Here is a 25,570-nt window from a genome sequence, read left to right as displayed (position 1 = left end):
CGGCATGCGCCTCGGAGTCTGCTACTACCCGGAACACTGGCCGGAATCGATGTGGGCCGACGACGCCCACCGGATGAAAACGCTCGGCATCGAGCAGGTGCGGATCGCCGAATTCGCGTGGAGCCGCATCGAGCCGTCGCCGGGCGAATACGACTGGGGCTGGCTCGACCGTGCGGTCGACGTGCTCGGCGCGGCCGGCCTCGAGATCGTGATGTGCACGCCGACCGCGACGCCGCCGAAATGGCTGGTCGACCGTCATCCCGACATCCTCGCGATCGGCGCGGACGGCCGGCCGCGCGCGTTCGGCTCGCGCCGCCACTACGATTTCTCGTCGCCGACCTATCTCGAAGCGTCGCGCCAGATCTGCACGGCGGTCGCCGAGCGCTACGGCCGCCATCCGGCCGTGCGCTACTGGCAGACCGACAACGAGCTCGGCTGCCACCAGACCGTCGTCAGCTACTCGCCGGCCGCGCTCGTGCGCTTCCGCGAATGGCTGAAGGCGCGCTACGGCACGATCGACGCGCTGAACCGTGCATGGGGCACCGTGTTCTGGAGCATGGAGTATCGCCATTTCGACGAAGTCGACGCGCCGGTGGGCACCGTGACCGAAGCCCATCCGTCGCATCGCCTCGACTACCGACGCTTTGCGTCCGACGAGCTCGCGCGCTATCACCGGATGCAGGTCGACGTGATCCGCGCACACTCGCCGGGCCGGCCGGTCGCGCACAACTTCATGCAGCTGTTCACCGAGTTCGATCACTACGAGGTCGCCCGCGACCTCGACATCGCGACGTGGGACAGCTACCCGCTCGGCGCGCTGGAGGAGCAATGGTTCGCGCCCGACGTGAAGGCGCGCTGGCTGCGCACCGGCCATCCGGATTTCGCGTCGTTCAATCACGACCTGTATCGCGGCATGTCGAAGCTGCCGTTCTGGGTGATGGAACAGCAGCCGGGGCCCGTGAACTGGGCGCAGTGGAACCCCGCGCCGCTGCCGGGCATGGTGCGGCTGTGGAGCTGGGAGGCGTTCGCGCACGGCGCCGGCTGCGTGTCCTACTTCCGCTGGCGGCAGGCGCCGTTCGCGCAGGAACAGATGCACGCGGGGCTGCACACGCCCGACGACAAGCTCGACGAAGGCGGCCGCGAAGCGCAGCGCGTCGCGCGCGAGATCGCGACCGTGCACGACGCCGGCGCGGATGCGGATGTGGACGGCGCGGTGCGCGCGCCCGTTGCGCTGGTGTTCGACTACGAGGCGAAGTGGCTGTTCGAAGTGCAGCCGCAGGGCGCCGATTTCCACTACCCGCGTTTCGCGTTCGAGTACTACTCGGCGGTGCGCGCGCTCGGCCTCGACGTCGACATCGTATCCGCGCACGCGCCGCTCGACGGCTACCGCGTCGTCGTGGTGCCGCCGCTGCCGATCGTGCCGGACGATTTCGCGTCACGACTCGCCGCATCGGGCGCCCATGTGGTGTTCGGGCCGCGCACCGGCTCGAAAACCGTCGACCTGCAGATTCCGCCGGCGCTGCCGCCCGGCCCGCTCGCGTCGATCCTGCCGGTACGCGTGTGGCGCGTCGAATCGCTGCGGCCGAACCTGACCGAACGGATCGACGGCACGCTGCGCGACGGCTCGCCGCTCGCGGGCGCGGCGCGCCACTGGCGCGACTTCGTCGAACTGCACGACGACACGCGCAGCGTCGTGCATGCGCGCTTCGCCGACGGTCATCCGGCCTGCGTGTCGCATGGCGCGCTGCATTACTGGGCCGCGCTGTTCGACGACGCGACCACCATGCGCCTGTTCGCCGATGTCGCGGCCGAAGCAGGCCTCGCGCCGACGCCGCTGCCCGACGGCGTACGCGTGAGCCGCCGCGGCGGCCTGACCTACGTGTTCAACTACGGCAGCACGCCGCACACGATCGACGCGGTACCGCCGTCGGCGTTCGTGTTCGGCGCCGCGCAGGTCGGACCGCAGGACGTAGCCGTGTATCGAAGCCGTTCGTAACCCCTCACCGGCGCCGCGACGCGCCGGGCACGCACAACGACACACAGGACTGGAGACACCATGACACATCGCCCCCTTCGCGCCGCCGCCCGGCTCGCCACGGCCGCCGCCGTCGCCTTCGCGTCGCTCGGCACGACGGCGCCCGCCGATGCCGGCACGCTGACCCTCAACATCGCGTTCAAGGGCGCGAGCCAGCGCGCGGTCTGGCAGTCGACGATCGAAGCGTTCCACAAGGCGCATCCCGACATCGACGTGAAGCCGACCTTCGTCGACGAGGAAGCGTACAAGGTGCAGCTCCCGGCGTGGCTCACCACCGTCGCGCCGGACGTCGTGAACTGGCACGCGGGCGAACGGATGGCGTACTACGCGAAGCGCGGGCTGTTCGAGGACCTGAGCGGCGACTGGACGAAGAACGGCTGGGATGCGATGTATGCGTCGACGCGCAGCGCGTCGTCCTATAACGGCAAGCAATACGCGGCGCCGACCGTCTACTACTCGTGGGGGCTGTTCTACCGCAAGGACCTGTTCCGCAAGGTCGGCATCGCCGACGAGCCGAAGACGTGGGACCAGTTTCTCGATGCGTGCAAGAAACTGAAGGCGGCCGGCATCACGCCGATCGCGATCGGCGGCCGCGACGCGTGGACGCTCGCCGGCTGGTTCGACTATCTCGACCTGCGCCTGAACGGCAACGCGTTCCATCAGCAACTGATGGCCGGCGACGTGCCGTACACCGACCCGCGCGTGAAGAAGGTCTACACGACGTGGAAATCGCTGATCGACTCGGGCTACTTCATCGACAACGCGCTGTCCTACGATCTCGACGGCGCGCAGCCGTTCCTGTTCCAGGGCAAGGCCGCGATGATGCTGATGGGTACCTTCATCGCGGCCGGTTTCCCGCCGAACGTGAAGCCGGAAATGGGTTACTACCGCTTTCCGATCATCGACCCGAAGGTGCCGACCGCCGAGGACGGCCCGGTCGAATCGCTGCACATCCCGACCAAGGCGAAGAACAAGGCCGACGCGCACACGTTCCTCGCGTTCGTCGAAACGCCCGAGATGGGCGCGAAGCTCGCCGAAGGGCTCGGCTCGCTGTCGGCCAACAGCAAGTCGCCCGAGCCGGCCGATCCGATCTCGCGCATCGGCTTCCGGATCCTCGCCGACACGAAGGGCGGCGTCGCGCAGTTCTACGACCGCGACATGACCAAGGAAATGGCCGACGAAGGGATGAAGGGCATGCAGCAGTTCCTCGCGAATCCCGCGCAGCTCGATACGGTGCTCGCGCAACTCGAACAGACCCGCAAGCGGATCTACAAGAAGTGACCGCGTGACCCAACCGGCGGCCGCGCGCCGCCGTGTCCGTTCAGGAGGCTTGCCGTGTCCAGTCCGATCACGTCCACCCCGCCCGCCGGCACCGCACCGCCGCCGCGCGGCCCGTCCACCACCGCGTTGCCCGCGCGCCGGCCGTCGCCCGCCGTGCGACGGCAACGGCGCGCCGCGTGGCTGTTTCTCGCGCCGGCCTGCGCAATGGTTGCCATTTATGTGATCTGGCCGATCCTGTCGACGTTGTGGCTGAGCCTGTACAACTGGGACGGGATGACCGAGCGCACCTTCGTCGGGCTCGCGAACTACGCGGAGCTGCTGCAGGCGCCGACGTTCTACACCGCGCTGCGCAACAACGTAATCTGGCTCGTGCTGTTCATGCTCGCACCGCCGCTCGGCCTCGCGCTCGCGCTGTACCTGAACCAGGCGGTCGGTGGCATCCGGCTCGTGAAGTCGCTGTTCTTCGCGCCGTTCGTGCTGTCGGGCGTGGTCGTCGGGCTGATCTTCTCGTGGTTCTACGATCCGACTTTCGGGCTGCTCGCGCTCATCGCCGGGCACGGCATCCCGGTGCTCGGCGACGCACGCTATGCGACGCTCGGCGTGGTGTTCGCGGCGCTGTGGCCGCAGACGGCGTACTGCATGATCCTGTACCTGACCGGCCTCACGTCGATCAACCCCGAACAGATCGAAGCCGCGCGGATGGAAGGCGCGCGCGGCTTCGCGCTGCTGTGGCACGTCGTGCTGCCGCAACTGCGGCCGACCACCTTCATGGCGATCGTCGTCACCGTGATCGGCGCGCTGCGCAGCTTCGACCTGATCTCGGTGATGACGGGCGGCGGCCCGTTCGAAAGCTCGACCGTGCTTGCGTATTACATGTACGACCAGGCGATCAAGTACTACCGGCTCGGCTATTCCGCGTCGATCGCGGTCGTGCTGTTCGCGATCATGCTCGTCTACATCGTGTTCCAGTTGCGCCGCATGCTGCGCAACGAGCAGTGACCTTTCGGGAGCCCACTCATCATGTTTCCGACACCCGTTGCCCACTGGAAGCCGGTATCGCGCCGGCTGTACAAGCTGTCGCTGCCCGTCGCGCTCGTGATCTGGCTGCTGCCGATGATCGCGGTGTTCGTCACGTCGGTGCGCTCGACGGAGGAACTCGTCGAAGGCCACTACTGGGGCTGGCCGCGCCGCTTCGCGATGATCGAGAACTATCGCGATGCGCTGACCACGTCGCCGATGCTGCATTACTTCTGGAACAGCGTGCAGATCACCGTGCCGTCGGTCATCGGCTCGATCGCGCTCGCGGCGATGGCCGGCTTCGCGCTCGCGACCTACCGGTTTCGCGGCAATACCGCGCTGTTCGGCACGTTCGTCGCCGGCAACTTCGTGCCGGTGCAGGTGCTGATGATTCCGGTGCGCGACCTGTCGCTGCGGCTCGGCGTGTTCAATACCGTCGAAGCGCTGATCCTGTTCCACGTCGCATTTCAGACGGGGTTCTGCACGCTGTTCCTGCGCAACTTCATCAAGCAGCTGCCGTTCGAGCTGATCGAGGCGGCGCGCATCGAAGGCGCGGGCGAATGGACGGTGTTCTGGCGGATCGTGCTGCCGCTGATCCGGCCGGCGCTGGCCGCGCTCGCGATTCTCGTGTTCACGTTCGTGTGGAACGATTACTTCTGGGCGCTGTGCCTTACGCAAGGCGACGAGGCGGCGCCGATCACGGCGGGCGTCGCCGCGCTGAAAGGTCAATGGACGACTTCGTGGAACCTCGTCTCGGCCGGGTCGATTCTCGCCGCGCTGCCGTCGGTCGCGATGTTCTTCGCGATGCAGAAGCATTTCGTCGCGGGACTCACGTTCGGCGCGACGAAAGGCTGAACGCGCGCCGCTCGCGTTTCGAATCTCCCCCTCCGCATCGTGAGGTTGCCCGCTTCGGCGGGCTTTTTTCATGCTTTGCAGATTGAGGCGATGTCGGTTGGCGACCTCGGCCCGCCATCCAGGCTCCAATGCCGCCAACCGATTAAACGCGCAGCTGGATGCTGGCGGTTTCGACGCGCCTGGACGTCTGGGCGCGACTTTGCTCGACATCGATTCGGCTACGCGTACTTGTCGCCGACCGTACTGCGAATCGGATGGGTGTCGTAGACGATGATCATTCGTTCGATGAGCCCCGCGACGTCGAACTCGAATACGTCGACGCACTCGAAGCGCGCCGCCGAGCCGTCTTTCAGGCCCCAGTCGTAGATGAAGTAACCGGTCGCACGGCGAGCGCCACTCGTGCTGACGCAGATATCGATCGGCGTAATCCTGCTTTCTCCCGACGCGGCAGCGACCTTCGAAAAGAAGGGCTCAGGCTGCATCCAGCCGAGAAAGGGCGAGAAAATCCGCGCGTCCGGCGTAAATAGCGCGCAGATGGCGCCGACATCGCCTCGCTCCAGTTCCCGAAGGTAGGCGCGAACCTGTTGCGTATATAGTGATCCCGACGTTGAGCCCAAGGCTATCCTCCGATCATTCGTTGACGACCCCGTTCACTCGCAAGAACAGGGCATCCGGTAGACGCACGATAGCGACGCCCCGATGACCGAACAATCGAAAAATTTGCAACCCGGGTATGCGGCGCATGCATACCCGCTGGCCGACCTGACGCGGCCGCTCCCGCCGTTGGCGGCGATTCAGTCGTTCGTCGCCGCGGCGCAGCTGGGCAGCGTCAGCAAGGCGGCGGACCACCTATGCCGGACGCAAGGTGCGGTCAGCCGCCAGATACAGCAGCTGGAAACGCATTACCGATGCGCACTCTTCGTGCGCCACGTATCGGGCCTGACGTTGACGGCGGAAGGGAATGCACTGCTGACGGTCGCGGTCAACGTGCTCACGCAATTGGTTCGGCACGCGGACGTCCATGCACGGGCGACCTCGGTGCTCACGTTGAAGTTGCCTTCCACGTTCGCCGTTCGCTGGCTGCTCCCGCGGCTGCCGGACATCCAGCGCGCGATGAGCGGAACGGAGCTTCGTATCTCGACATCCGCGGACGACACGCCGGATTTCACGACGTCCGACGTCGATGCCGTCGTCGTGCGCGGCACGGGACAATGGACCGGCATGGAGGCGATCCCGCTGTTTGCCGAGATGCTCACGCCGATGTGCGCGCCCGCCTTGGCAACCTCACTGCGATCCGTTGCCGACCTTGCGCAGGTCGAATTGCTCCATCCCGGGCCCAGCCACGCGGAATGGAGGTGCTGGCTCGATCATGTCGGGGCACGCCAGGTCGATGCGGGACGCGGACTCGTATTCGATACCCTCGAATTGACGCTCGCGGCATCGATGGAAGGACACGGCGTTGCAATCGGCGACCCGCGAATGGCAAGAGACCGGCTCCGCGCCGGATCGCTGGTGACGCCGTTCGAGGACGTGGCTCGAGACGGCCTTTCGTACTTCGTCGTCTATCCGCCCCAACGTGCGGCACAACCGAAAATTGGGGCCCTCGCCGACGTCTTGCTGAGACTTGCGCGAGAAGACCGATAGGCGAGCATCCGATACCCGGGTGGAATCGACATGCTCGAATGACCCACCCACAGTACCGGCGAATGACGGGCCTGTCAGAGATCGCCGCGCACTTCACCGGTTCCCAGCGCGCTCCGCTGGCGGTTGACCTCCGCCCACAGCGCATCGCTGTCGTCCTCGCGCAGCACGATCATGCAGTCCAGTTGATCGTCGGTCACGCCGAAGTATTCGAGGATTTCTTGGCGAACCCCCTCGATGAAGTGCGCGTATTCCGGCGTTGCCTGCGCCTGCGCATGCAAGGCGTCGTACTCGGCATCGTCCACGCCGCCGCCGTGCTCGTCGATATAGCGCGTGATCCACTGGTCCCGCTCGTGGTCATAATCGGCCTCGGCGCGCATCGCTTGCACGGCCGTGTACAAATCCAGTTGGGCAAACGCGGCGATCGCCGCCGTTGTCGCCTCGTCGAATGTCGTCGTCATTCCCTCTCTCACTTCAGTCATCGCACATCGTCGGTCACGCCGGGAAGGCCGGGTCGCGGCCGGTTTCAGGTCGGCAACGAAAAAACCGGCCGCGCTGCTTCCAGCCACCCGTATTCGTCCACTGCATCGGACGATTCAATCGTCTCGGCACCCCGGACAGGAAGATTCGGCCTACCTGGACGGTTTGCCCGGTTTGCCGCGCCCACCGGCGGATTTCCCGGCGGGCTTCGCCGCCCCCGTCTTCCCGGCTGGCTTGCTGCGCGGCTTCTGCACGCTGAACGGGCTGCCGATGGTGTAGTCCGGACCTTTACCGGCACCAGCGGCCGTCGCATGCTGCGCCCCCGGCTTGCGCCTGCCGTCGTTGCTCGGCGTATGCGGCTTCTTGCCCGGCGTTTGCCTCGCGACCGGCGCGGCTTGCGGCACCTTGGGCTTCTTCGGCTTTTTCGGTTTCTTGATGATCTGGCCCGTCGCGCTGGTTTCCGGCACGCGATGCTCGGCTTCGAAACCCGGCTCTTCTTCGCGCCGCAGCGTCTGCCGGATCAGCGCTTCGATCGCGGCCAGTTGCGGCGCTTCATCGGCGCATACCAGGGATACCGCCACGCCGCTGGCGCCCGCGCGGCCGGTGCGGCCGATACGGTGCACATAGTCTTGCGCGACGATCGGCAGATCGACGTTGATCACGAGCGGCAGATCGTCGATATCCAGTCCGCGCGCCGCCACATCGGTGGCGACCAGCATCTGCACTTCGCCCGCCTTGAAACGCTCCAGCGCCCGCAAACGCGCGGGTTGCGGCTTGTCGCCGTGGATCGTGTCGACCGCATAGCCGGCTTTCTCCAGCATCACCGCCAGATAATCGACGCCATTGCGGGTCTTGACGAACACCAGCGCGTGCTCCCACTTGTTTTGCGCCACCAGATGCATGAACAGGTCCGGCTTGTTCCGCTTGTCGACCGTCACCACCCACTGCTTGATCTTGCTGGCCGTGGCGTTGGGCGCGCTGACGCTGATATCGACCGGGCTGCGCAGAATGCCCGCCGCCATCGTGCGGATCTCGTCGGAGAACGTGGCGGAGAACAGCAATGTCTGGCGCTTGGCGGGCAACGCGGCAAAGACCGCGTCGAGTTCGCGCGCGAAGCCGAGATCGAGCATGCGGTCGGCTTCGTCGAGCACCAGCGTCTGCACCTGATCGAACTGCACCGCGTTCTGGCGATTGAGGTCGAGCAAGCGGCCCGGCGTCGCCACGAGCACGTCGACGCCCTTGCGCAGCTTCATCATCTGAGGATTGATGCTCACCCCGCCGTAGGCGGCCAGAAACCGCAGATCGAGGCCTTTGCCGTATTCGACGAAGCTTTGCAGCACCTGTTCGGCCAGTTCGCGCGTGGGCACCAGCACCAGCACGCGCGCGCGGTTGCTGGATACCGCCGGGCCGTGTTGCACCAGCCGTTGCAACAGCGGCAGCGCAAAACCGGCCGTCTTGCCGGTGCCGGTCTGGGCCGCGGCCATCACGTCCTTGCCGCCGAGCACGGCGGGAATCGCCTTGGCCTGCACCGGCGTGGGTGTCTGGTAATTGAGGCCCTGCAGGTTACGCAGCAACGGCTCGATCAGGCCAAGCGAGGCAAAAGACATGGACGTATTCCGGACGAAAACCGCAATTCTAGCGGTTACCGCGCCGGTTGCGCCCCGCCCACGCCGCCGCGCAGCCGCACGTCCACCGCCCCGATATTCTTCTCGTGCGCGACCAGCATCAACGACAGCGCGTGGTGAATGTCCGGATCGGCGAGCGTCGGAAGCAAGGTCTGCAGCTTGCGCACGACCCAGCGTTGGCCGCGATTCAGGAACGCCATCCGCTCCGCCAGATCGTCGATCGCCATCGCCTTCTCATAGAACGCGCCGGTCGCGCGCGTCGGCACCGCGTCGAGCGACCGGATCGCGTCGACGAGCACGCTGCACCAGTGCGCCTCGTCCTGGCGGATACGGGCGATCAGCCGATGCAGCTCGGGATCGTCGGTCACCTCGGTCGCCGTCTCGGACGCGACGCGCGCACCCGCGCGCTCGGCTTCCAGCAATTCATCGAGCGTAGCCAGCAACGCGGCGCGGCGCTCGTGTTCGCGCTCGTCGACGGCGCCGGCCGGCGTCCCCGTGCCGCCTTTGTCGAGTATCGCGGCCGCGCCGGCGACGATCCGCTGCAACACGTCGCCGGCCATCTCGACCGCCTCGATCCGCCCCGCGCCCGTGCCCGCATACAGCGCCATCGCCTCGACATCGCCGGTCATCGTGCGCAGCGGCGAATCGGTGCTGAACAGATAGATCGGCCGCCCTTCCTCGTCGCCGATCACGGTCCGCGCGTCGCCGAACGGATCGCCGCGTTCGCCGCGCGTCACGCTCGACGGCAGCACGCGCACCCTCGCGCCGCGGGGCCAGTTGATGTGGAAGATGTCGGTCAGCAGCGTGTCGCCTTCGTGCGCCTCGACGATGCGCTGCTTGTGATACGCATGCGCGAACGATTCGTGGGTCGCGATGAAGGCCGTGCCCATCACCGCGCCCTGCGCGCCGAGCGCCATCGCGGCCGCCACGCCCGCACCGTCGACGATCCCGCCCGCCGCGAGTACCGGCACGTTCGCGGCACCGATCACGTCGGGCAGCAACGCGGCAAGCGGCCGGTCGCCGCGGACATGGCCGCCCGCCTCGCGCCCCTGCACGATCAATGCCTGCGCCCCGGCCGCTTCGGCCGCGCGCGCATCGTCGAGCGAGCCGACCTGATGCACCACGCACACGCCCGCGTCGCGCAGGCGCCGCACGACGGCCGGCATCACGTCCCAGAACAGCGCGACGACGGGCACGCCCAGCTCGACGCATGCGTCGAGCTGGGCATCGAGCAGATCGGGCGGCGTCGACGCGGGAATCAGATTGATGCCGAACGGGCGATCGGTCGCCGCGCGTACTCGCTGCACTTCGCTGCGGATCAGCGCAACCGGCTCGCGCACCATGCCGAGAAAGCCGAACCCGCCGGCCGCGCTCACGGCGCTCGCGAGCTCCGCGCGCGCGACACCGCCCATGCCCGCGAGCACGATCGGCCAGGTGCAGCCGAGCAGGTCGCAGACGGGGCGATGCAGGATCTGGATGGCGCGGGCGTCGTGCCCGTCGCCACGCGTCGGAATCGACATGCAGCATCCTCCTGTCAGAAGCGGGATCGGTGGCGTATCACGCTCGACGGTACGCCGTACGTGTTGCATCCACGTGCACGAGCGATGCCAAGCCGCGCACCGAATAGATCACATTGTGACATATTCGATCGTGAGGCCGCAGCGTCAGCGCACCAGGCGTGATTTACATCAACGTGCAGGCGAACCCCCGCCCGTTTACGTCCACCCTTCGAGCCGCAACGTCGAACGCACGAGCCGCTGCTCCTCCTGCTCGATCTCGCGCAGATAGTCTACGCACTGACGGATATGTTCGCTCGCGGCCTTGCGCGCCTGGTCGGGCAGCCGCCCCGTGACCGCGTTGTAGAGCCGCGCGTGCTGACGGTCGATCTGCTTTTTCAGCGGTTCGCGGTGATAGAGGTTGTTCACCGACGCGAACACCGAGCTGAGCAGCAGGTCGGTCAGCGACTGCAGCGTATTGACGAGCACGGGGTTGTGCGACGCCTCGCAGATCGCAAGATGAAACGCGTGGTCGAGTTTCGCGCGCGCGGCGGGATCGAGATCCTGCGCGTCGGCCGCCGTCATTTCCTCGTAGCGGCGCCGGATCAGGATGAAATCGGCCGGCGTGCCGCGCAGCGCCGCGAGCCGCGCGGCCTCGGCCTCGAGCATTCCGCGCACCTCGAACAGGTCGTACAGCGTACGCGGCTGCGAGCCGAGCAGATGCATCATCGGCGTGATCGCACGCTGCGGGGTCAGGCTCGCGACGAACGAACCCTTGCCGTGCGTCGTGTCGATGATCCCGCGCGCGTGCAGCAGCTTCATGCCTTCGCGCACGGCCGTGCGCGACACGCCGAGCTTCTCGGTCAGCCGCCGCTCCGACGGCAGCGCCTGCCCGGCCTTCAGCACGCCGTCGACGATCAACTGCTCGATCCGCTCGGCGACGACGTCGGCCACGCGTCGCGCCGGCCCTTCCCGATCCTGCATTTCCATACTGGTATGACCACTTTGGACAGATGACGCCGATTTTCGCACAAAGCCTTGTTGTCATTGCGTTTTGCCGATCCTTCAAGAACGCAGAATCGATCGCGTATCAAAAACTGGTATGACCACCTTCGCGACGTCTGGACATGCCCGCGCGGGCCGCCAAGAATCCTGTCCTTCCGGCGTGTCGCGCCTCGCGCGGCCGCCCGCATGGTGGAGACGAACCAATGAGTTTCATCTACGACGAACGGATCGACGGGCCGCTGGCGACCGTCGACCGCGCCACCCTCGTCGCCGCGCTGCACGCGGCGGCGCCCGGCCTCGACGTGCTGCACGAACGCGAGGCGCTCAAGCCGTTCGAATGCGACGGGCTGGCCGCGTACCGCACGGTGCCGCTCGCGGTCGTGCTACCCGACACGGTCGACCAGGTGCGCGCGGTGTTGCGCGTCGCGGCCGCGCACGGCGTACCGGTCGTCGCGCGCGGCGCGGGCACCGGATTGTCGGGCGGCGCGATGCCGCTCGAAAAAGGCATCCTGCTGGTGATGGCGAAGTTCAACCGGATCCTCGACATCGACCCCGATGCCGGCATCGCGCGCGTGCAGCCCGGCGTGCGCAATCTCGCGATCTCGCAAGCCGCGGCGCCGCACGGCCTCTACTACGCGCCCGATCCGTCGTCGCAGATCGCGTGCTCGATCGGCGGCAACGTCGCCGAGAACGCGGGCGGCGTCCACTGCCTGAAATACGGGCTCACGGTGCACAACATCCTGAAGGTCGAGATCCTGACGATCGACGGCGACACGCTCACGCTCGGCGCCGACGCGCTCGATGCACCGGGCTTCGACCTGCTCGCGCTGTTCACCGGCTCCGAAGGGATGCTCGGCATCGTCACCGAGGTGACGGTGAAGCTGTTGCCGAAGCCGCCGAGCGTGAAGGTGCTGATGGCGAGCTTCGACGACGTCGCCAAGGCGGGCGCCGCGGTCGCGCGGATCATCGGCGCGGGCGTGATCCCCGGCGGCCTCGAGATGATGGACAACCTCGCGATCCGCGCGGCCGAGGACTTCATCCACGCGGGCTATCCGGTCGACGCGCAGGCGATCCTGCTGTGCGAGCTCGACGGCGCGGCCAGCGACGTCGACGAGGATGCCGAACGCGTCGCCGCGCTGCTGCGCGACGCGGGCGCAAGCGAGATTCGCGTCGCGCGCGACGAAGCCGAGCGCCAGCGCTTCTGGGCCGGCCGCAAGAACGCGTTCCCGGCGGTCGGCCGGATGTCGCCCGACTACTACTGCATGGACGGCACGATCCCGCGCCGCGAGCTGCCGCGCGTGCTCGAAGGGATCGCCGCGCTGTCCGCCGAATACCGGCTGCCGGTCGCGAACGTGTTCCACGCGGGCGACGGCAACATGCACCCGCTGATCCTGTTCGATGCGAACCGGCCCGGCGAGCTCGACCGCGCGGAAGCGCTCGGCGGCAAGATCCTCGAGCTGTGCGTCGCGGCGGGCGGCAGCATCACCGGCGAGCACGGTGTCGGGCGCGAGAAGATCAACCAGATGTGCGTGCAGTTCAACGCCGACGAAATCACGTTCTTCCACGCGGTGAAGGCCGCATTCGATCCGCAGGGGCTGCTCAATCCCGGCAAGAACATCCCGACGCTGCACCGCTGCGCCGAATTCGGCGCAATGCACGTCCATCACGGCAAGCTGCCGTTTCCCGAACTGGAGCGCTTCTGATGCGACGCGACATCGAATCCATCGACGACAGCGCGGCGCTCGTCGCGCAGGTCGACGCGGCGATCCGCGATCGCCAGCCGCTGCGCATCCGCGGCGCCGGCACGAAGGCGTTCGTCGGCCGCCCGGTCGAAGGCCGCACGCTCGACGTGCGCACGCATCGCGGCATCGTGTCGTACGACCCGACCGAACTCGTGATCACCGCGCGCGCGGGCACGCCGCTCGCCGATCTGGACGCGATGCTCGACGCGGCCGGCCAGATGCTGCCGTGCGAGCCGCCGTCGTTCGGCGGCGCGGCCACCGTCGGCGGCATGTTCGCGGCGGCGCTGTCGGGCCCGCGTCGTCCGTGGGCCGGCGCGGTGCGGGACTTCGTGCTCGGCTGCCGCGTGATCACCGGCCACGCGAAGCATCTGCGCTTCGGCGGCGAAGTGATGAAGAACGTCGCGGGCTACGACGTGTCGCGCCTGCTGGCCGGCAGTTTCGGTTGCCTCGGCGTCGTGACCGAAGTGTCGCTGAAGGTGCTGCCGAAGCCGCGCGCGACGTGCGATCTCGCGCTGACGCTCGCGGCAAGCGAAGCCGTGCTGCGCGTCGCCGCGTGGCGTCGCGCGGGGCTGCCGCTCGCGGGTGCGTGCCACGCGAACGGCGTGCTGCGCGTGCGGATCGAAGGCGGCGACGGCTCGGTGAAGGCCGCGCGCGACACGATCGGCGGCGACCGGATGGACGACCGCGGCGATGCATTCTGGGCGCGGCTGCGCGATCTCGCGCTGCCGTTCTTCGACGACCCGCGTCCGCTGTGGCGCGTGTCGGTGCCGGCTGCCGCGCCGCTCGACGCGTGGCCGGGCGCGCAGCTCGTCGACTGGGGCGGCGCGCAGCGCTGGCTGAAAAGCGACGCGGCGCCGGCCGACGTGCAGCGCCTGGCCGCGCAATGGGGCGGCCACGCGACCTGCTTCACGCCGGGCACGACACCTGAGCCGTTCCAGCCGCTGCCGCCCGCGCTGCTGCGCGTGCACCGGCAGCTCAAGGCGCAGCTCGACCCGCACGCGATCTTCAATCCCGGCCGGCTCTACGCCGACTTCTGACGCGAACCCGATCCCGACCCGCCGATGCAAACCAATCTCAGCGAAGCAAGCAAGGCCCTCGCCCGGGCCGACGAAGCGGAAGCGATCCTGCGCGCGTGCGTGCACTGCGGCTTCTGCAATGCGACCTGCCCGACCTATCAGGTGCTCGGCAACGAGCTCGACGGGCCGCGCGGCCGCATCTACCTGATCAAGCAGTTGCTCGAAGGCGAGCCGTGCGGCGAACGCACGCAACGGCATCTCGACCGCTGCCTGACGTGCCGCAACTGCGAGACGACCTGCCCGTCCGGCGTGCGCTATCACACGCTGCTCGACATCGGTCGCGCGGAAGCCGAAAAGCGCGTGCAACGGCCGGCGCGCGAACGCCTGCTGCGCGCCGGGTTGCGTCACGTGGTGCCGCGCCCGGCCACGTTCGCCGCGCTGCTGAAGGCCGGCCGCGCGCTGCGCCCGCTGCTGCCCGGCACGCTGCGGGACAAGATCCCGGCCGCCGTGCCCGCCGCCGCGCCGCGCCCGGCCGTGCGTCATGCACGGCGCGTGCTGATGCTAGAGGGCTGCGTGCAGCCGTCGCTGTCGCCGAACACCAATGCGGCCGCCGCGCGCGTGCTCGACCGGCTCGGCATCAGCGTGAGCCCCGCGCGCGAAGCCGGCTGCTGCGGCGCGACCGAATATCACCTGAACGCGCAGGATGCGGGCCTTCAGCGCGCGCGCCACAACATCGACGCATGGTGGCCCGCGATCGAGGCCGGTGCGGAGGCGATCGTGCTGACCGCGAGCGGCTGCGGCGCGTTCGTGAAGGAATACGGCGACCTGCTGCGCTCCGACCCCGTCTATGCGGAGAAGGCGCGGCGCGTCAGCGCGCTCACGCGCGATCTGGCCGAAGTGATCGCGGCCGAGCCGCTCGACGCACTCGCCGATGCGACGCCACGGCGCGTCGCGGTCCATTGCCCGTGCACGCTGCAGCACGCGCAGCGCCTCGGCGGTGCGGTCGAGCGCATCCTGACGCGGCTGGGCTTCGATCTGACGAATGTCGCCGACGGCCATCTGTGCTGCGGCTCGGCCGGCACGTATGCGCTGACGCAACCCGACCTCGCGACGACACTACGCGACAACAAGCTCGATGCGCTCGAAGCGGCGCAGCCGGACCTGATTGTCACCGCCAACGTCGGCTGCCAGACTCATCTGAACGGCGCGGGCCGCACGCCCGTGCGCCACTGGATCGAGCTCGTCGACAACCGGCTGGTCACCTGACCGCCGCTTCCGGAGGAAACCCATGCAAACGAAACCCGAACTCGAACTGGCCGATGCCGAGCGCATGCTCGCCGCGGCGCGCGCGGAAGCGGAACGCCACGGCTGGGCCGTGTCGATCGCCGTCGTCGACGACGGCGGCCACCTGCTCGCGTTCGCGCGGCTGAACGGCGCATCGCCGGCCAGCAGCACCCTCGCGCAGGACAAGGCCCGCGCGGCGGCGCTCGGCCGTCGCGAGACGAAGGCGTATGAGGATATGATCAACGGTGGCCGCACCGCGTTTCTGAGCGCGCCGCTAACGGGCTTGCTCGAAGGCGGCGTGCCGGTCACGGTCGGCGGCCGGATTGCAGGCGCGATCGGTGTGTCTGGCGTAAAGTCCGAACAGGACGCGCAGATCGCCCGCGCCGGTACACAGAGCGTCGCGGAATAACCAGCCAAACCGCGCGCATTTTCCCCGGGAGGATTCACGATGATCGACCAAGCAGGACTGCAAGTCGCGCCAGCGCTGAGCCAGTTCATTGAAAACGAAGCGCTGCCGGGCACCGGCATCGACAAGGCCGCGTTCTGGAGCGGTTTCTCGGCCCTGGTGCACGACCTCGCGCCGCGCAACCGCGAGCTGCTCGCCGAACGCGACCGCCTGCAGCAGGAACTCGACGCGTGGCATCGCGCGCACCCCGGCCCGGTTCGCGACCATGCCGCGTATCGCGCATTCCTCGAACGAATCGGCTACCTCGTGCCGGTCCCGTCGAACGTCGCGGCAGCCACCGCGAACGTCGACAGCGAGATCGCCACGCAGGCCGGCCCGCAGCTCGTCGTGCCGCTGTCGAACGCACGCTATGCGCTGAACGCCGCGAACGCGCGCTGGGGCAGCCTGTACGACGCGCTGTACGGCACCGACGCACTGCCCGAAGACGGCGGCGCCGAACGCACGTCGGCCTACAACCCGACGCGCGGCCAGCGCGTGATCGACTACGCGCGCAACGTGCTCGACACCGCGGCGCCGCTCGCGAGCGGCTCGCACCGCGACGCGCTGCGCTACCGCGTGCAGGACGGCCAGCTCGCGGTCGAAACCGCGCAGGGCAACGTCGCGCTCGCGCAGCCCGCGCAGTTCGTCGGCTACCAGGGCGCGGCCGATGCGCCGTCCGCGATCCTGCTGAAGCACAACGGCCTGCACCTCGAGATCCAGATCGACGCGTCGACGCCGATCGGCCGCGCCGATCTCGCGAACGTGAAGGACGTCGTGCTCGAAGCCGCGGTCAGCACGATCATCGACTGCGAGGATTCGGTCGCGGCGGTCGACGCCGACGACAAGGTCCAGCTCTACCGCAACTGGCTCGGCCTGATGCAGGGCACGCTGGTCGAGGAAGTCGCGAAGGGCGGCAAGACCTTCACGCGCCGCCTGAACGCCGATCGCGAGTACACGACGCCCGCCGGCGGCACGCTGTCGCTGCATGGCCGCTCGCTGCTGTTCGTGCGCAACGTCGGCCACCTGATGACCAACGGCGCGGTGCTCGACCGCGACGGCAACGAGATTCCGGAAGGGATTCTCGACGGTGTCGTCACGGTGCTGTGCGCGCTGCACGACCTGAAGGCGAAGCGCAATTCGCGCACGGGTTCGATCTACATCGTGAAGCCGAAGATGCACGGCCCGGTGGAAGTCGCGTTCGCCGACACGCTGTTCGCGCGCATCGAGGATCTGTACGGCCTGCCGCGCAACACGCTGAAGATGGGCATCATGGACGAGGAGCGCCGCACCAGCGTGAACCTCGCCGCATGTATCGCCGCCGCCGCCGCGCGCGTGGCGTTCATCAACACCGGCTTCCTCGACCGCACCGGCGACGAGATGCACACCGCGATGGAAGCGGGCCCGATGATCCGCAAGGGCGACATGAAGTCGTCGGCGTGGATCCAGTCGTACGAGCGCAACAACGTGCTCGCGGGCCTGTCGGCCGGCCTGCGCGGCCGCGCGCAGATCGGCAAGGGCATGTGGGCGATGCCGGACCTGATGCATGCGATGCTCGAGCAGAAGATCGCGCATCCGCGCGCCGGCGCGAACACCGCATGGGTGCCGTCGCCGACCGCCGCGACGCTGCACGCGCTGCACTACCACCTCGTCGACGTGCAGGCCGTCCAGCAGGAACTCGAGAAGACGCCGTACGCGAGCGAGCGCGACGCACTGCTCGAAGGGTTGCTGACCGTGCCGGTCGTCGAGCGTGCCGCGTGGAGCGAGGCGGAAATCCTGAGCGAGGTCGAGAACAACGCGCAGGGCATCCTCGGCTACGTCGTGCGCTGGGTCGAACAGGGCGTCGGCTGCTCGAAGGTGCCGGACATCCACGACGTCGGCCTGATGGAAGATCGCGCGACGCTGCGCATTTCGAGCCAACACATCGCGAACTGGCTGCGCCACGGCGTGATCACCGAGGCATTCGTGCTCGACGTGTTCAAGCGGATGGCGCGCGTCGTCGACCAGCAGAACGCCGGCGATCCGAACTATCGCCCGATGGCGCCCGGCTACGACCAGTCGACCGCGTTCCAGGCCGCGTGCGCGCTCGCGCTGCAAGGTACGTCGCAGCCGAGCGGTTATACCGAGCCGCTGCTGCATCAGTTCCGGCTCGCGTTCAAGGCGCAACAGCGCGGCGCATAAACCTGCGCATGCGGGTTCGTCCCGCATGCCGGGCGCCGGCCGTACGCCGGCCTCGCGAAACGGGCAGCCTCGCGGCTGCACGTTTTCATATTCGCGTTCAGCCGAGCGTTGAAACCGATAATCGGCGCCTGTCGCCGGCCCACCATTAATCCGCCGGTATCCGCAACCGTCGGCGCGACCTCCCCGCTGCCCCGCAAAGCCTTGCGCCGCAACGCTGCGCCCGATATTGGCAAGCCCGGGATTACACCGTAATTTGACCCCGATCAACAGGATGCAACATTTTCCGCGCACGCAAACACGCGCGTTATACTCCGTGGAATTCGCATCACGCAATTCGTCAGATCGTCGAATTGCAGTCAATGTTTACCTGTAAATATAGGGTTTATCCGGTCGCGATTGTCGATAATCGGCGGCCGTTTTTTCCGCTGAACGAAAGGCTGGCACGGGCAGAGGGCTGCGCACCGGATCGCCACCGGTAGTCATACGAACAATCGCATCGACCCGCCGCCCGGCGACGATGCCCCCGATCCACGGACCATGGCCGAAACCGACTACGCAATGCCCAGCGAATCCGGCCTGACGAGCCGTGTCGCCGCTCATCTGCGCCGGTTCCTGCTGCCGCACCTGATCTTCTATACGGGGCTGCTGATCGCGCTGATCCTGCTGCTCCTGTGCGGAATCGTGCTGTACGAAGGCCGCATCGACGCGCGCGACCGTTCGCGCAGCATGCAGCAGAATCTCGCGCTGATGGCGTCGTGGGACATCGAACGCAACATCGAGATCTATTCGCTGTCGCTGCAGGCGGTCGTCGAAGGCGCGAACGACCCCGACGTCACCAAGCTGCCGATGCCGCTGCGCCGCCAGGTGCTGTTCGACCGCGCGACGACGGCCAAGTACCTCGGCGGCATCTACGTGCTCGACGCAAAGGGCGACATCGCGGTCGACGGCAAGAGCGACGTGCCGCGCAAGGCCAACTTCGCGAACGAACCGTACTTCACCGTGCCTCGCGACCACCCCGAGATCGGCCTGTACGTGAGCCCCCCGTATCATTCGCGGCTGCGCGGCGGCTCGCCGAGCATCGCGCTCAGCCGGCGAATCACGCGGCCCGACGGGTCGTTCGGCGGCGTCGCCGTGATGTCGATCCGGCTCGAATATTTCCAGAATCTGTTCTCGCGCCTGTCGCTCGGCGACCGCGGCTCGGTTGCCCTGATCAACACGGACGGCAAGATGGTCGCGCGCGAGCCCTACGACCCCAGGATTGTCGGCCGCGACATCAGTCGCGCGAGCACGTTCCGGCATTTCATGACCGCCAGCGAAGGGAGCTTCGCCGATACCGCGTCGATCGACGGCGTGCGACGCCTGTACGTGTTCCGGCACCTCGACGGCCTGCCGCTGATCGTCATGGTCGCGCGCTCGGAAGCGGACACCTACGCCGCGTGGTACGACCGTGCGATCCCGATCGGCTCCGCGATGGTCGTGCTCGCGATCGGCTTCGTCGGCCTGTCGCTGCTGCTCGACGTGCAATTGCGCAAGCGTCATCGCGCGGAAACCGAGCTGCAGGCGCTCGCGCGCACCGACGGCCTGACGGGCCTCGACAACCGCCGGATGCTCGACGTCACGCTCGCGCGCGAATGGCGGCGTGCCGCGCGCTCGCAACATGCGCTGTCGCTGCTGTTCATCGACGTCGATTACTTCAAGCGCTACAACGACACGCAGGGCCACCAGGCCGGCGACGACGCCCTCGCCGCGGTCGGCCACTGCATCGCCGGCTGCCTGCGCCGCCCGGCCGACTATGCGGCGCGCTATGGCGGCGAGGAATTCGTCGTGGTGCTGCCGGACATCGACTCGGACGGCGCGGTGACGATCGCCGAAACGATCCGCACGGGCGTCCTCGATCTTGGCATCCGCCACGACGCCGGCACGGTCGGCCGGCTGACGGTGAGCATCGGCGTGACGACCAGCTATCCCGAACGCGACGACAACATCCAGGCCGCGCTGAAGCTGGCCGACGATGCGCTGTACCGGGCGAAGGAAGGCGGGCGCAACCGCATCGTCGTGCAGGCGGCCACGCCGCCCGACGATCGCCAGTCGCGGCGGGCCTGAGCGTACGGGCAGCGGCGGGGCCGCCGCCGTCCGCAGGCAAAATCACCGACAATATCGGCTCGATACGCCACCGCGCCGCCGCGCCGCCGCGCGGCCGACGTCCCCGGCCGGGCCGCGCCTGGCTGGCCGCGCCTGGCCAGCCGCACCACGGCCGCGCCGGTTCGCGGCCGCTTCGCACCACCATGAGACTCAAGGCAAAGATCTTCCTTCTGGCCATCGTGCCGTTCCTGCTCGCGATCGCCGGCATCGGCTTCGGCGTGCGCCAGCAGGCGACGTCGCTCGCGCGCACGCAGCACGCGACGATCCAGGCCGCGTACCTGTCGAGCAAGGAAGTCGAGCTGAAACACTACGTCGAGCTCGCGACGAGCGCGATCATGCCGCTCTACGACGCGAGCGGCCGCAATGCGCGCGACGACGCGCTGCTGCGCACGCAGGCGCTCGCGATGCTGCAAAAGATGGATTTCGGCCCGGACGGCTATTTCTTCGTGTACGACCTGCACGGCAATTCGCTGATGCATCCGCGCGAGCCCGAACGCGTCGGCCACAACTTCTGGTCGATGCGCGACCCGCAGGGCGCACTGACCATCCAGAAGCTGATCGGCGCGGCGTCGCAGGGCGGCGGCTACGTGCGCTACGCATGGCAGCGGCCGTCGACGGGCCGCGTCGCGCCGAAGCTCGGCTACGTCGTCGCGCTCGAGCGCTGGGGCTGGATGGTCGGCACCGGCATCTATCTCGACGACGTCGACACCGCGCTGCAGCGCATCGACGCGCGCGCGTCCGCGAACATCGAGCGCACGATGAGCTGGCTCACCGCGATCGCGCTCACCGGCGCGGCGGCGATCGCCGTGTGCGCGCTGGTGCTGAACGTCAGCGAGTCGCGCAGCGCCGACGCGAAACTCAAGCAGCTCGCGCAGCGCGTCGTCGAATCGCAGGAGCAGGAGCGCGCGCGGCTGTCCCGCGAACTGCACGACGGGATCAGCCAGATGATGGTGTCCGCGAAGCTGATGCTCGAATCCGCGCTCGCGCGCTTCGAGCGCGGCACGTCGCGCGTGCCCGAAGCCGAGCAGGCGCTCGCGTCGGGTGTCGGGCGGCTCGGCGATACGCTGCGCGAAGTCCGGCGCATCTCGCATGCGCTGCGGCCGTCGATGCTCGACGATCTCGGCCTCGCGGCCGCGCTCGAGCAACTCGTGCGCGAGCTCGGCGCCGAGAGCGGCATCGACATCGGCTATACGCAGGTCGCGCACAGCGGCACGCAGCCATTGCCCGAAGCCGTCAACACCGCGCTGTTCCGGATCGCGCAGGAAGCGCTGAGCAACATCGTGCATCATGCGCGGGCGTCGCGCGCGGCCGTCACGCTCGACGTCGGCGCGCAAACCGTCACGCTGACGATTGCCGACAACGGCTGCGGCTTCGACGCCGAACGCTCGCAGGCCGACGCGCGCCGCGGCATCGGCCTGCGCAACATGCGCGAGCGCCTCGACGCGCTCGGCGGCACGCTGACGATCACGTCGCAAGTGGGCCACACGATCGTCGCCGCACGCGTGCCGCTGCGCAGCGCGGCGTGACGACGCGCCCCATTACAGGAGACCTTTCACGCATGAGCGCCCCCGATACCGCCCGGCCCGCCGCCCGACTGCTGCTCGTCGACGACCACCCGCTCGTACGCGACGGCTTGCGGATGCGGCTCGAAGCGGCCGATCTGTCGGTGGTCGGCGAGGCCGGCAACGCGGACGAGGCGCTCGCGCTCGCCGCGTCGCTCGAACCCGATCTCGCGCTGATGGACGTCGGCATGAACGGCATGAACGGCATCACGCTCGCCGGCGTATTCCACGAGCGCTTTCCGGGCATTCGCGTGCTGATGCTGTCGATGCACGACAACATCGAGTACGTGACGCAGGCGGTGCGTGCCGGCGCGAGCGGCTATCTGCTGAAGGATTCGCCCGCGAGCGAGATCGTCCGCGCGATCGGCGCCGTGCTGGCCGGGCAGACGTTCTTCAGCGAAGGGCTGGCCGCGCGCATGATCCAGGCGAGCGCGACCGCGTCGCCGCTGGACCGGTTGACGCCGCGCGAGCGCGACATCCTCGACGCGCTGGCCGAGGGGCTGTCGAGCAAGCAGATCGCGCAACAGACGGGGCTGTCGGTGCGCACGGTCGAGACGCACCGGCTCAACCTGAAGCGCAAGCTGGAGATCGAAGGGCAGGCCGAGCTGATCAAGTTCGCGGTCGAGCATCGGCGGCGGTAGGCACGCCTGTCGAACCGATCCGCCGCGACCCGCCCGCGCGCCTTCTCATTCCGGCTCCGGCCGTGAAGACGTCACGCACGACACGGCCGCTTGCTGCGCCTTTTCACGTCGCATCGTCAACATCAGCGCGATCACCATACTGAGGATTCCGGAACACAGGATCGCGAGCGAAAACCCGTGCGCCATCGCATCCCGATACGCGCCGAGCATGTCGGGCCGCCCGGCCGCGAGCACGTGCTCCATCACGGCCTGCCGCGCAAGCGTATCCGCGTGCGCGCCGCCCGCCGCGTGCATCGCGGCCGTCATCCGGTGCAACGCGCCGACGCTCATCATGCTGCCGAGCACCGCGATGCCCAGGCTCATCCCGGTCTGGCGCAATGCGTTCATCGTCGCCGACGCCATGCCCGCGCGCTCGGCCGGCGCCAGTTCCATCACGGTCATGCCGGTCGCCGGCACCGCGAGCCCCATGCCGACGCCGAGCAGCGCCAGCACCACGCCGACGGCCGCGTAGGGGGTTGTCGCACCGAAGCCGGCCATGACCGCGAGCATCGCGCCGATCAGCCCGTACCCGGCCACCATCAGCGTATGCAGCGGCATGCGTGCCGCGATGCGCCCGAACAGCATCGACGTGATCGCCGTCATCACGAACTGCGGCATCAGTTGCCAGCCGGCCGCGGCGGGCGCACGACCCTGCGCCTGCTGCAGGAACAGCGACAGGAAGAACAGGCTGCTGTACCCGGAGAACCCGAGCACGAACGACGCGAGATTCGCGCGCACCAGCCGCCGGTCGCGAAACAGCCACACCGGCAGCAGCGGCCGCTCGACCCGCGTTTCGACCCGGACGAAGACGACGAACGCCACCGCGGCGCCCGCCAGCGGCGCCAGCACCTTCACCTGCGACGCACCGGCTTGGCCGATGCCGATCAGCCCGTAGGTCAGCAACCCGAGCCACACCACGCTCAGCGCCTGCCCGTACGGATCGAACGCCGCATGCGCCGGATGCCGGCGCTCCGGAATGCCCCAGGCGCCGAGCAGCACGGCCACGATGCCGATCGGCACGTTGACGAGGAAGATGTCCTGCCATCCGCCATGCTCGACGAGCAGGCCGCCCAGCAGCGGCCCGAGGATCAGCGCGAGCGCACTGAACGCCGACCAGCCGCCGATCACGCGGGCGCGTTCGCGCGCATCGGGAAACGCATGCGTGAGGATCGGCATCGCGCCGGGAATCAGCAACGCGCCGGCGAGCCCCTGGATCGCGCGGCCGGCCAGCAGCGGCCCGATCCGGCCCGCGCACGCACAGACGATCGAACCGGCCGTGAACAGGATCACGCTCGCGAGCCACACGCGCTTGTGACCGTAGCGGTCGCCGAGCGGGCCGGCCGACAGCATGAACGCGGACAGCGCGAGCGCGTACGCATTGACGACCCACTGCAGGCCGCCGATATCGGTATCGAGCGCCGTCTGCAGCGTCGGCAACGCGACGTTGACGATGCTGATGTCGAGCGTGGCGAGAAAGGTGCCGAGACAGGCGGCCAGGACGAGTGCGGCGCGACGGTAGCGAGACATGGCGGTCGACCCGCGACGGGCCCATTGATGAGAATGATTCTCATCTTACATATCGACTGACCGTCGGTCAATGGATCATGTTGGCCGTAAACGGGGGCGCTGGCCTAAACTGCGGGCTTTGCATGAACGGGCGTCGAGCCGCGCGATGACGGACAGGACCAAGGCAGGGATCAGGACAGTGAAAGACGACGCGCCGGCGGGCAAGCCGCGCACGAAGCCGGCGGAAGTCCGCCTCGAGGAACTGATGGCCGCGGCCGAGACGCTGTTCCTCGCGCAGGGCGTCGAAGCGACCACCATCAGCGAGATCGTCGAGCACGCGCAGGTCGCGAAGGGCACGTTCTATCACTACTTCGAATCGAAGACCGACATGCTCGCGGCGCTCGCGCAGCGCTACACCGCGTCGTTCCTCGACCAGTTGCAGCAGGCGGTGGACGCGTGCGACGCCGACGACTGGCTCGCGCGCCTGCGCGCATGGATCCGCGCCAGCATCGACATCTACGCCGCGACCTATCGCACGCACGACATCGTCTACACGAACCATCACCACCACGATCGCGAGAATGCCGACAAGAACGCGATCCTCGAGCAGCTCGGCGCGATTCTCGACGGCGGCGCCCGGGCCGGCACGTGGCGGCTCGCGCACCCGCAGGTCACCGCGCTGCTGATCTATGCCGGCGTGCACGGCGCGACCGATCACATCATCGCGGCGCCGCAAACGGATCGCGCCGCGTTCGTCGATGCGGTGGTCGACGATTGCCTGCGGATGCTCGGCGTCGGCGCATGACGCACGGCCGACGCGCCGCGATGAAAAAAGGGCGCCCGAGGGCGCCCTTCGTCCATCCCGACCGCAGCCTTGCAGCGGTCGTCAGTTGGTCCGCGAATTGTGCTTCTGCAGATACGCGATCAGGCCGTCGATCCCGCCCGTCGCGAGCTGGCTCTTGAACTGGCCCTGGTAGACCTGGATCAGCCACGCACCCGACATGTCGATGTCGTAGATCTTCCAGTCGTTGCCGACCTTGCCGAGACGATAGCCGACCGACTGGCTGTCGCCCGGCGTCGTCACCGTCGACTGCACCAGCGCATCGGCGCCCGACGCGCCGCCGGCCTTGAACGAGAACTTCGCGTCCTGGCCTCCGAGCTGCGCGAGCGACGCGGCATAGGTGCGCGTCATCAGCAACCGGAACTGCTTGTACAGCTCCTGCTGCTGTTGCGGCGTGGCCTGCTTCCACGCGTCGCCGACCGCGATGCGGGTCGTGCGCTCGAAGTTGGTCGCGGGCAGGAAGCGCTGCTCGACGACCTGCGTGACCTTCGCCATGTCACCGCCGCGCGCGGCCGGATCGGCCTTCATCGCGTTGACGGTGCCCTCGACCGCCGTGCGGACGATATCGACCGGCGCGCTCTGCGCGAAAGCGGAAACCGACACGGCGGCCGCCGCGACGAAAGCAAACAGATGACGTTTCATACGAATTTCGCACTCGATGGGAAAAAACGGCCGGCTCTTTGCATCGGCCGGTGGAGCAAAGTATACCGGGCCTGACGCCCCGCTGCCGCCCGGTGAC

General features: G+C 68.1%; 21 protein-coding genes. 14 read left to right on the top strand and 7 right to left on the bottom strand.

All coding sequences use genetic code 11. From position 1 onward, the window contains the following. Window positions 1–4: 4 nt before the first annotated feature. The 4 genes from H0X95_RS08645 to H0X95_RS08630 are packed head-to-tail and all read left to right on the top strand — an operon-like array spanning window position 5 to window position 5,188. Entirely contained in the window at window positions 5–1,996 is a 1,992-nt protein-coding gene (locus tag H0X95_RS08645; protein WP_196446024.1) for a beta-galactosidase, read from the top strand. 60 nt (window positions 1,997–2,056) lie between these two features. Beyond that, window positions 2,057–3,316 (top strand): ABC transporter substrate-binding protein, encoded by a 1,260-nt coding sequence (locus H0X95_RS08640; protein WP_059722214.1) that lies wholly within the window; start codon window positions 2,057–2,059, stop codon window positions 3,314–3,316. Between the two features lie 54 nt (window positions 3,317–3,370). Then, window positions 3,371–4,315: a carbohydrate ABC transporter permease gene (locus H0X95_RS08635; RefSeq protein ID WP_006494288.1), complete on the top strand. Its 945-nt coding sequence runs from the start codon at window positions 3,371–3,373 to the stop codon at window positions 4,313–4,315. A 21-nt stretch (window positions 4,316–4,336) separates the two neighbouring features. Continuing rightward, the gene (locus tag H0X95_RS08630) at window positions 4,337–5,188 is read left to right on the top strand and encodes a carbohydrate ABC transporter permease (RefSeq protein WP_006482683.1); all 852 of its coding nucleotides are present in this window, start codon (window positions 4,337–4,339) and stop codon (window positions 5,186–5,188) included. 218 nt (window positions 5,189–5,406) lie between these two features. Here the strand turns inward: H0X95_RS08630 and H0X95_RS08625 are convergent, their stop codons facing one another. Then, on the bottom strand, window positions 5,407–5,805 hold the full coding sequence (locus H0X95_RS08625) for a nuclear transport factor 2 family protein (protein WP_171983974.1): 399 nt from the start codon (window positions 5,803–5,805) through the stop codon (window positions 5,407–5,409). Window positions 5,806–5,887: 82 nt separating this feature from the next. On the opposite strand from H0X95_RS08625, the gene H0X95_RS08620 reads away from it, so the two are divergent. Next, on the top strand, window positions 5,888–6,832 hold the full coding sequence (locus H0X95_RS08620) for a LysR substrate-binding domain-containing protein (RefSeq protein WP_196446023.1): 945 nt from the start codon (window positions 5,888–5,890) through the stop codon (window positions 6,830–6,832). 74 nt (window positions 6,833–6,906) lie between these two features. On the opposite strand, the gene H0X95_RS08615 is transcribed toward H0X95_RS08620, so the two are convergent. The 4 genes from H0X95_RS08615 to glcC form a co-directional block, all read right to left on the bottom strand. Beyond that, window positions 6,907–7,290, bottom strand: a complete 384-nt coding sequence (locus tag H0X95_RS08615) for an ATP-dependent protease (RefSeq protein WP_124633474.1) — start codon at window positions 7,288–7,290, stop codon at window positions 6,907–6,909. Window positions 7,291–7,461: 171 nt separating this feature from the next. After that, on the bottom strand, window positions 7,462–8,916 hold the full coding sequence (locus H0X95_RS08610) for a DEAD/DEAH box helicase (RefSeq protein ID WP_125332591.1): 1,455 nt from the start codon (window positions 8,914–8,916) through the stop codon (window positions 7,462–7,464). Between the two features lie 35 nt (window positions 8,917–8,951). After that, window positions 8,952–10,454, bottom strand: a complete 1,503-nt coding sequence (locus tag H0X95_RS08605) for a nitronate monooxygenase (RefSeq protein ID WP_125332589.1) — start codon at window positions 10,452–10,454, stop codon at window positions 8,952–8,954. Between the two features lie 195 nt (window positions 10,455–10,649). Then, complete coding sequence (glcC, locus tag H0X95_RS08600; protein ID WP_124633472.1) at window positions 10,650–11,420, bottom strand: transcriptional regulator GlcC; 771 nt, start codon at window positions 11,418–11,420, stop codon at window positions 10,650–10,652. Between the two features lie 218 nt (window positions 11,421–11,638). Here glcC and glcD point away from each other — a divergent pair, with 218 nt between their 5' ends. From glcD to H0X95_RS08560, 8 genes are all read left to right on the top strand, one after another. Next, on the top strand, window positions 11,639–13,138 hold the full coding sequence (glcD, locus tag H0X95_RS08595) for a glycolate oxidase subunit GlcD (RefSeq protein WP_196446022.1): 1,500 nt from the start codon (window positions 11,639–11,641) through the stop codon (window positions 13,136–13,138). Then, entirely contained in the window at window positions 13,138–14,214 is a 1,077-nt protein-coding gene (gene glcE / locus H0X95_RS08590) for a glycolate oxidase subunit GlcE (RefSeq protein WP_112750817.1), read from the top strand. The genes glcD and glcE overlap by 1 nt, the downstream gene beginning before the upstream one ends. Window positions 14,215–14,238: 24 nt before the next feature. Beyond that, window positions 14,239–15,459 carry a glycolate oxidase subunit GlcF gene (gene glcF / locus H0X95_RS08585; protein ID WP_125332587.1) on the top strand — a complete coding sequence of 407 codons (1,221 nt, stop codon included), beginning with the start codon at window positions 14,239–14,241 and terminating at the stop codon, window positions 15,457–15,459. Window positions 15,460–15,481: 22 nt separating this feature from the next. After that, window positions 15,482–15,886 carry a GlcG/HbpS family heme-binding protein gene (locus tag H0X95_RS08580; protein ID WP_006481612.1) on the top strand — a complete coding sequence of 135 codons (405 nt, stop codon included), beginning with the start codon at window positions 15,482–15,484 and terminating at the stop codon, window positions 15,884–15,886. Window positions 15,887–15,925: 39 nt separating this feature from the next. After that, window positions 15,926–18,100 carry a malate synthase G gene (locus H0X95_RS08575; RefSeq protein ID WP_048988876.1) on the top strand — a complete coding sequence of 725 codons (2,175 nt, stop codon included), beginning with the start codon at window positions 15,926–15,928 and terminating at the stop codon, window positions 18,098–18,100. A gap of 537 nt (window positions 18,101–18,637) precedes the next feature. After that, window positions 18,638–20,203, top strand: coding sequence for a sensor domain-containing diguanylate cyclase (locus H0X95_RS08570; RefSeq protein WP_059722224.1), 1,566 nt, complete (start codon window positions 18,638–18,640; stop codon window positions 20,201–20,203). Between the two features lie 182 nt (window positions 20,204–20,385). Then, a complete protein-coding gene (locus tag H0X95_RS08565) occupies window positions 20,386–21,768 on the top strand; it encodes a cache domain-containing protein (protein WP_006496242.1) in 1,383 nt (460 codons plus the stop codon). 32 nt (window positions 21,769–21,800) lie between these two features. After that, entirely contained in the window at window positions 21,801–22,445 is a 645-nt protein-coding gene (locus H0X95_RS08560; RefSeq protein ID WP_006485936.1) for a response regulator, read from the top strand. A gap of 45 nt (window positions 22,446–22,490) precedes the next feature. On the opposite strand, the gene H0X95_RS08555 is transcribed toward H0X95_RS08560, so the two are convergent. Then, window positions 22,491–24,011, bottom strand: a complete 1,521-nt coding sequence (locus H0X95_RS08555; protein WP_059722226.1) for an MFS transporter — start codon at window positions 24,009–24,011, stop codon at window positions 22,491–22,493. Window positions 24,012–24,156: 145 nt separating this feature from the next. Between H0X95_RS08555 and H0X95_RS08550 the strand changes: the two genes are divergently transcribed. Beyond that, window positions 24,157–24,795 (top strand): TetR/AcrR family transcriptional regulator, encoded by a 639-nt coding sequence (locus tag H0X95_RS08550; RefSeq protein WP_012493651.1) that lies wholly within the window; start codon window positions 24,157–24,159, stop codon window positions 24,793–24,795. Between the two features lie 81 nt (window positions 24,796–24,876). On the opposite strand, the gene H0X95_RS08545 is transcribed toward H0X95_RS08550, so the two are convergent. Then, window positions 24,877–25,473, bottom strand: coding sequence for an MlaC/ttg2D family ABC transporter substrate-binding protein (locus tag H0X95_RS08545; protein ID WP_006485934.1), 597 nt, complete (start codon window positions 25,471–25,473; stop codon window positions 24,877–24,879). Window positions 25,474–25,570: the final 97 nt, after the last annotated feature.

The sequence above is a fragment of the Burkholderia sp. 9779_493 genome (genome assembly GCF_015712215.1).
GTDB classification, from domain to species: domain Bacteria; phylum Pseudomonadota; class Gammaproteobacteria; order Burkholderiales; family Burkholderiaceae; genus Burkholderia; species Burkholderia cenocepacia.
This window is presented reverse-complemented; position numbering and strand designations above follow the sequence as displayed.

Excerpts from the sequence above, each read along its gene's own strand:
- H0X95_RS08645 (WP_196446024.1), top strand. The coding sequence starts at position 5 with ATGCGCCTCGGAGTCTGCTACTACCCGGAACACTGGCCGGAATCGATG.
- H0X95_RS08615 (WP_124633474.1), bottom strand. The coding sequence starts at position 7,290 with ATGACGACGACATTCGACGAGGCGACAACGGCGGCGATCGCCGCGTTT.
- H0X95_RS08565 (WP_006496242.1), top strand. The coding sequence starts at position 20,386 with ATGAGACTCAAGGCAAAGATCTTCCTTCTGGCCATCGTGCCGTTCCTG.
- glcD (WP_196446022.1), top strand. The coding sequence starts at position 11,639 with ATGAGTTTCATCTACGACGAACGGATCGACGGGCCGCTGGCGACCGTC.
- H0X95_RS08630 (WP_006482683.1), top strand. The coding sequence starts at position 4,337 with ATGTTTCCGACACCCGTTGCCCACTGGAAGCCGGTATCGCGCCGGCTG.
- H0X95_RS08550 (WP_012493651.1), top strand. The coding sequence starts at position 24,157 with ATGACGGACAGGACCAAGGCAGGGATCAGGACAGTGAAAGACGACGCG.
- glcF (WP_125332587.1), top strand. The coding sequence starts at position 14,239 with ATGCAAACCAATCTCAGCGAAGCAAGCAAGGCCCTCGCCCGGGCCGAC.
- H0X95_RS08570 (WP_059722224.1), top strand. The coding sequence starts at position 18,638 with ATGGCCGAAACCGACTACGCAATGCCCAGCGAATCCGGCCTGACGAGC.
- H0X95_RS08575 (WP_048988876.1), top strand. The coding sequence starts at position 15,926 with ATGATCGACCAAGCAGGACTGCAAGTCGCGCCAGCGCTGAGCCAGTTC.
- H0X95_RS08620 (WP_196446023.1), top strand. The coding sequence starts at position 5,888 with ATGACCGAACAATCGAAAAATTTGCAACCCGGGTATGCGGCGCATGCA.
- glcC (WP_124633472.1), bottom strand. The coding sequence starts at position 11,420 with ATGGAAATGCAGGATCGGGAAGGGCCGGCGCGACGCGTGGCCGACGTC.
- H0X95_RS08555 (WP_059722226.1), bottom strand. The coding sequence starts at position 24,011 with ATGTCTCGCTACCGTCGCGCCGCACTCGTCCTGGCCGCCTGTCTCGGC.
- glcE (WP_112750817.1), top strand. The coding sequence starts at position 13,138 with ATGCGACGCGACATCGAATCCATCGACGACAGCGCGGCGCTCGTCGCG.
- H0X95_RS08560 (WP_006485936.1), top strand. The coding sequence starts at position 21,801 with ATGAGCGCCCCCGATACCGCCCGGCCCGCCGCCCGACTGCTGCTCGTC.
- H0X95_RS08580 (WP_006481612.1), top strand. The coding sequence starts at position 15,482 with ATGCAAACGAAACCCGAACTCGAACTGGCCGATGCCGAGCGCATGCTC.
- H0X95_RS08640 (WP_059722214.1), top strand. The coding sequence starts at position 2,057 with ATGACACATCGCCCCCTTCGCGCCGCCGCCCGGCTCGCCACGGCCGCC.
- H0X95_RS08545 (WP_006485934.1), bottom strand. The coding sequence starts at position 25,473 with ATGAAACGTCATCTGTTTGCTTTCGTCGCGGCGGCCGCCGTGTCGGTT.
- H0X95_RS08610 (WP_125332591.1), bottom strand. The coding sequence starts at position 8,916 with ATGTCTTTTGCCTCGCTTGGCCTGATCGAGCCGTTGCTGCGTAACCTG.
- H0X95_RS08605 (WP_125332589.1), bottom strand. The coding sequence starts at position 10,454 with ATGTCGATTCCGACGCGTGGCGACGGGCACGACGCCCGCGCCATCCAG.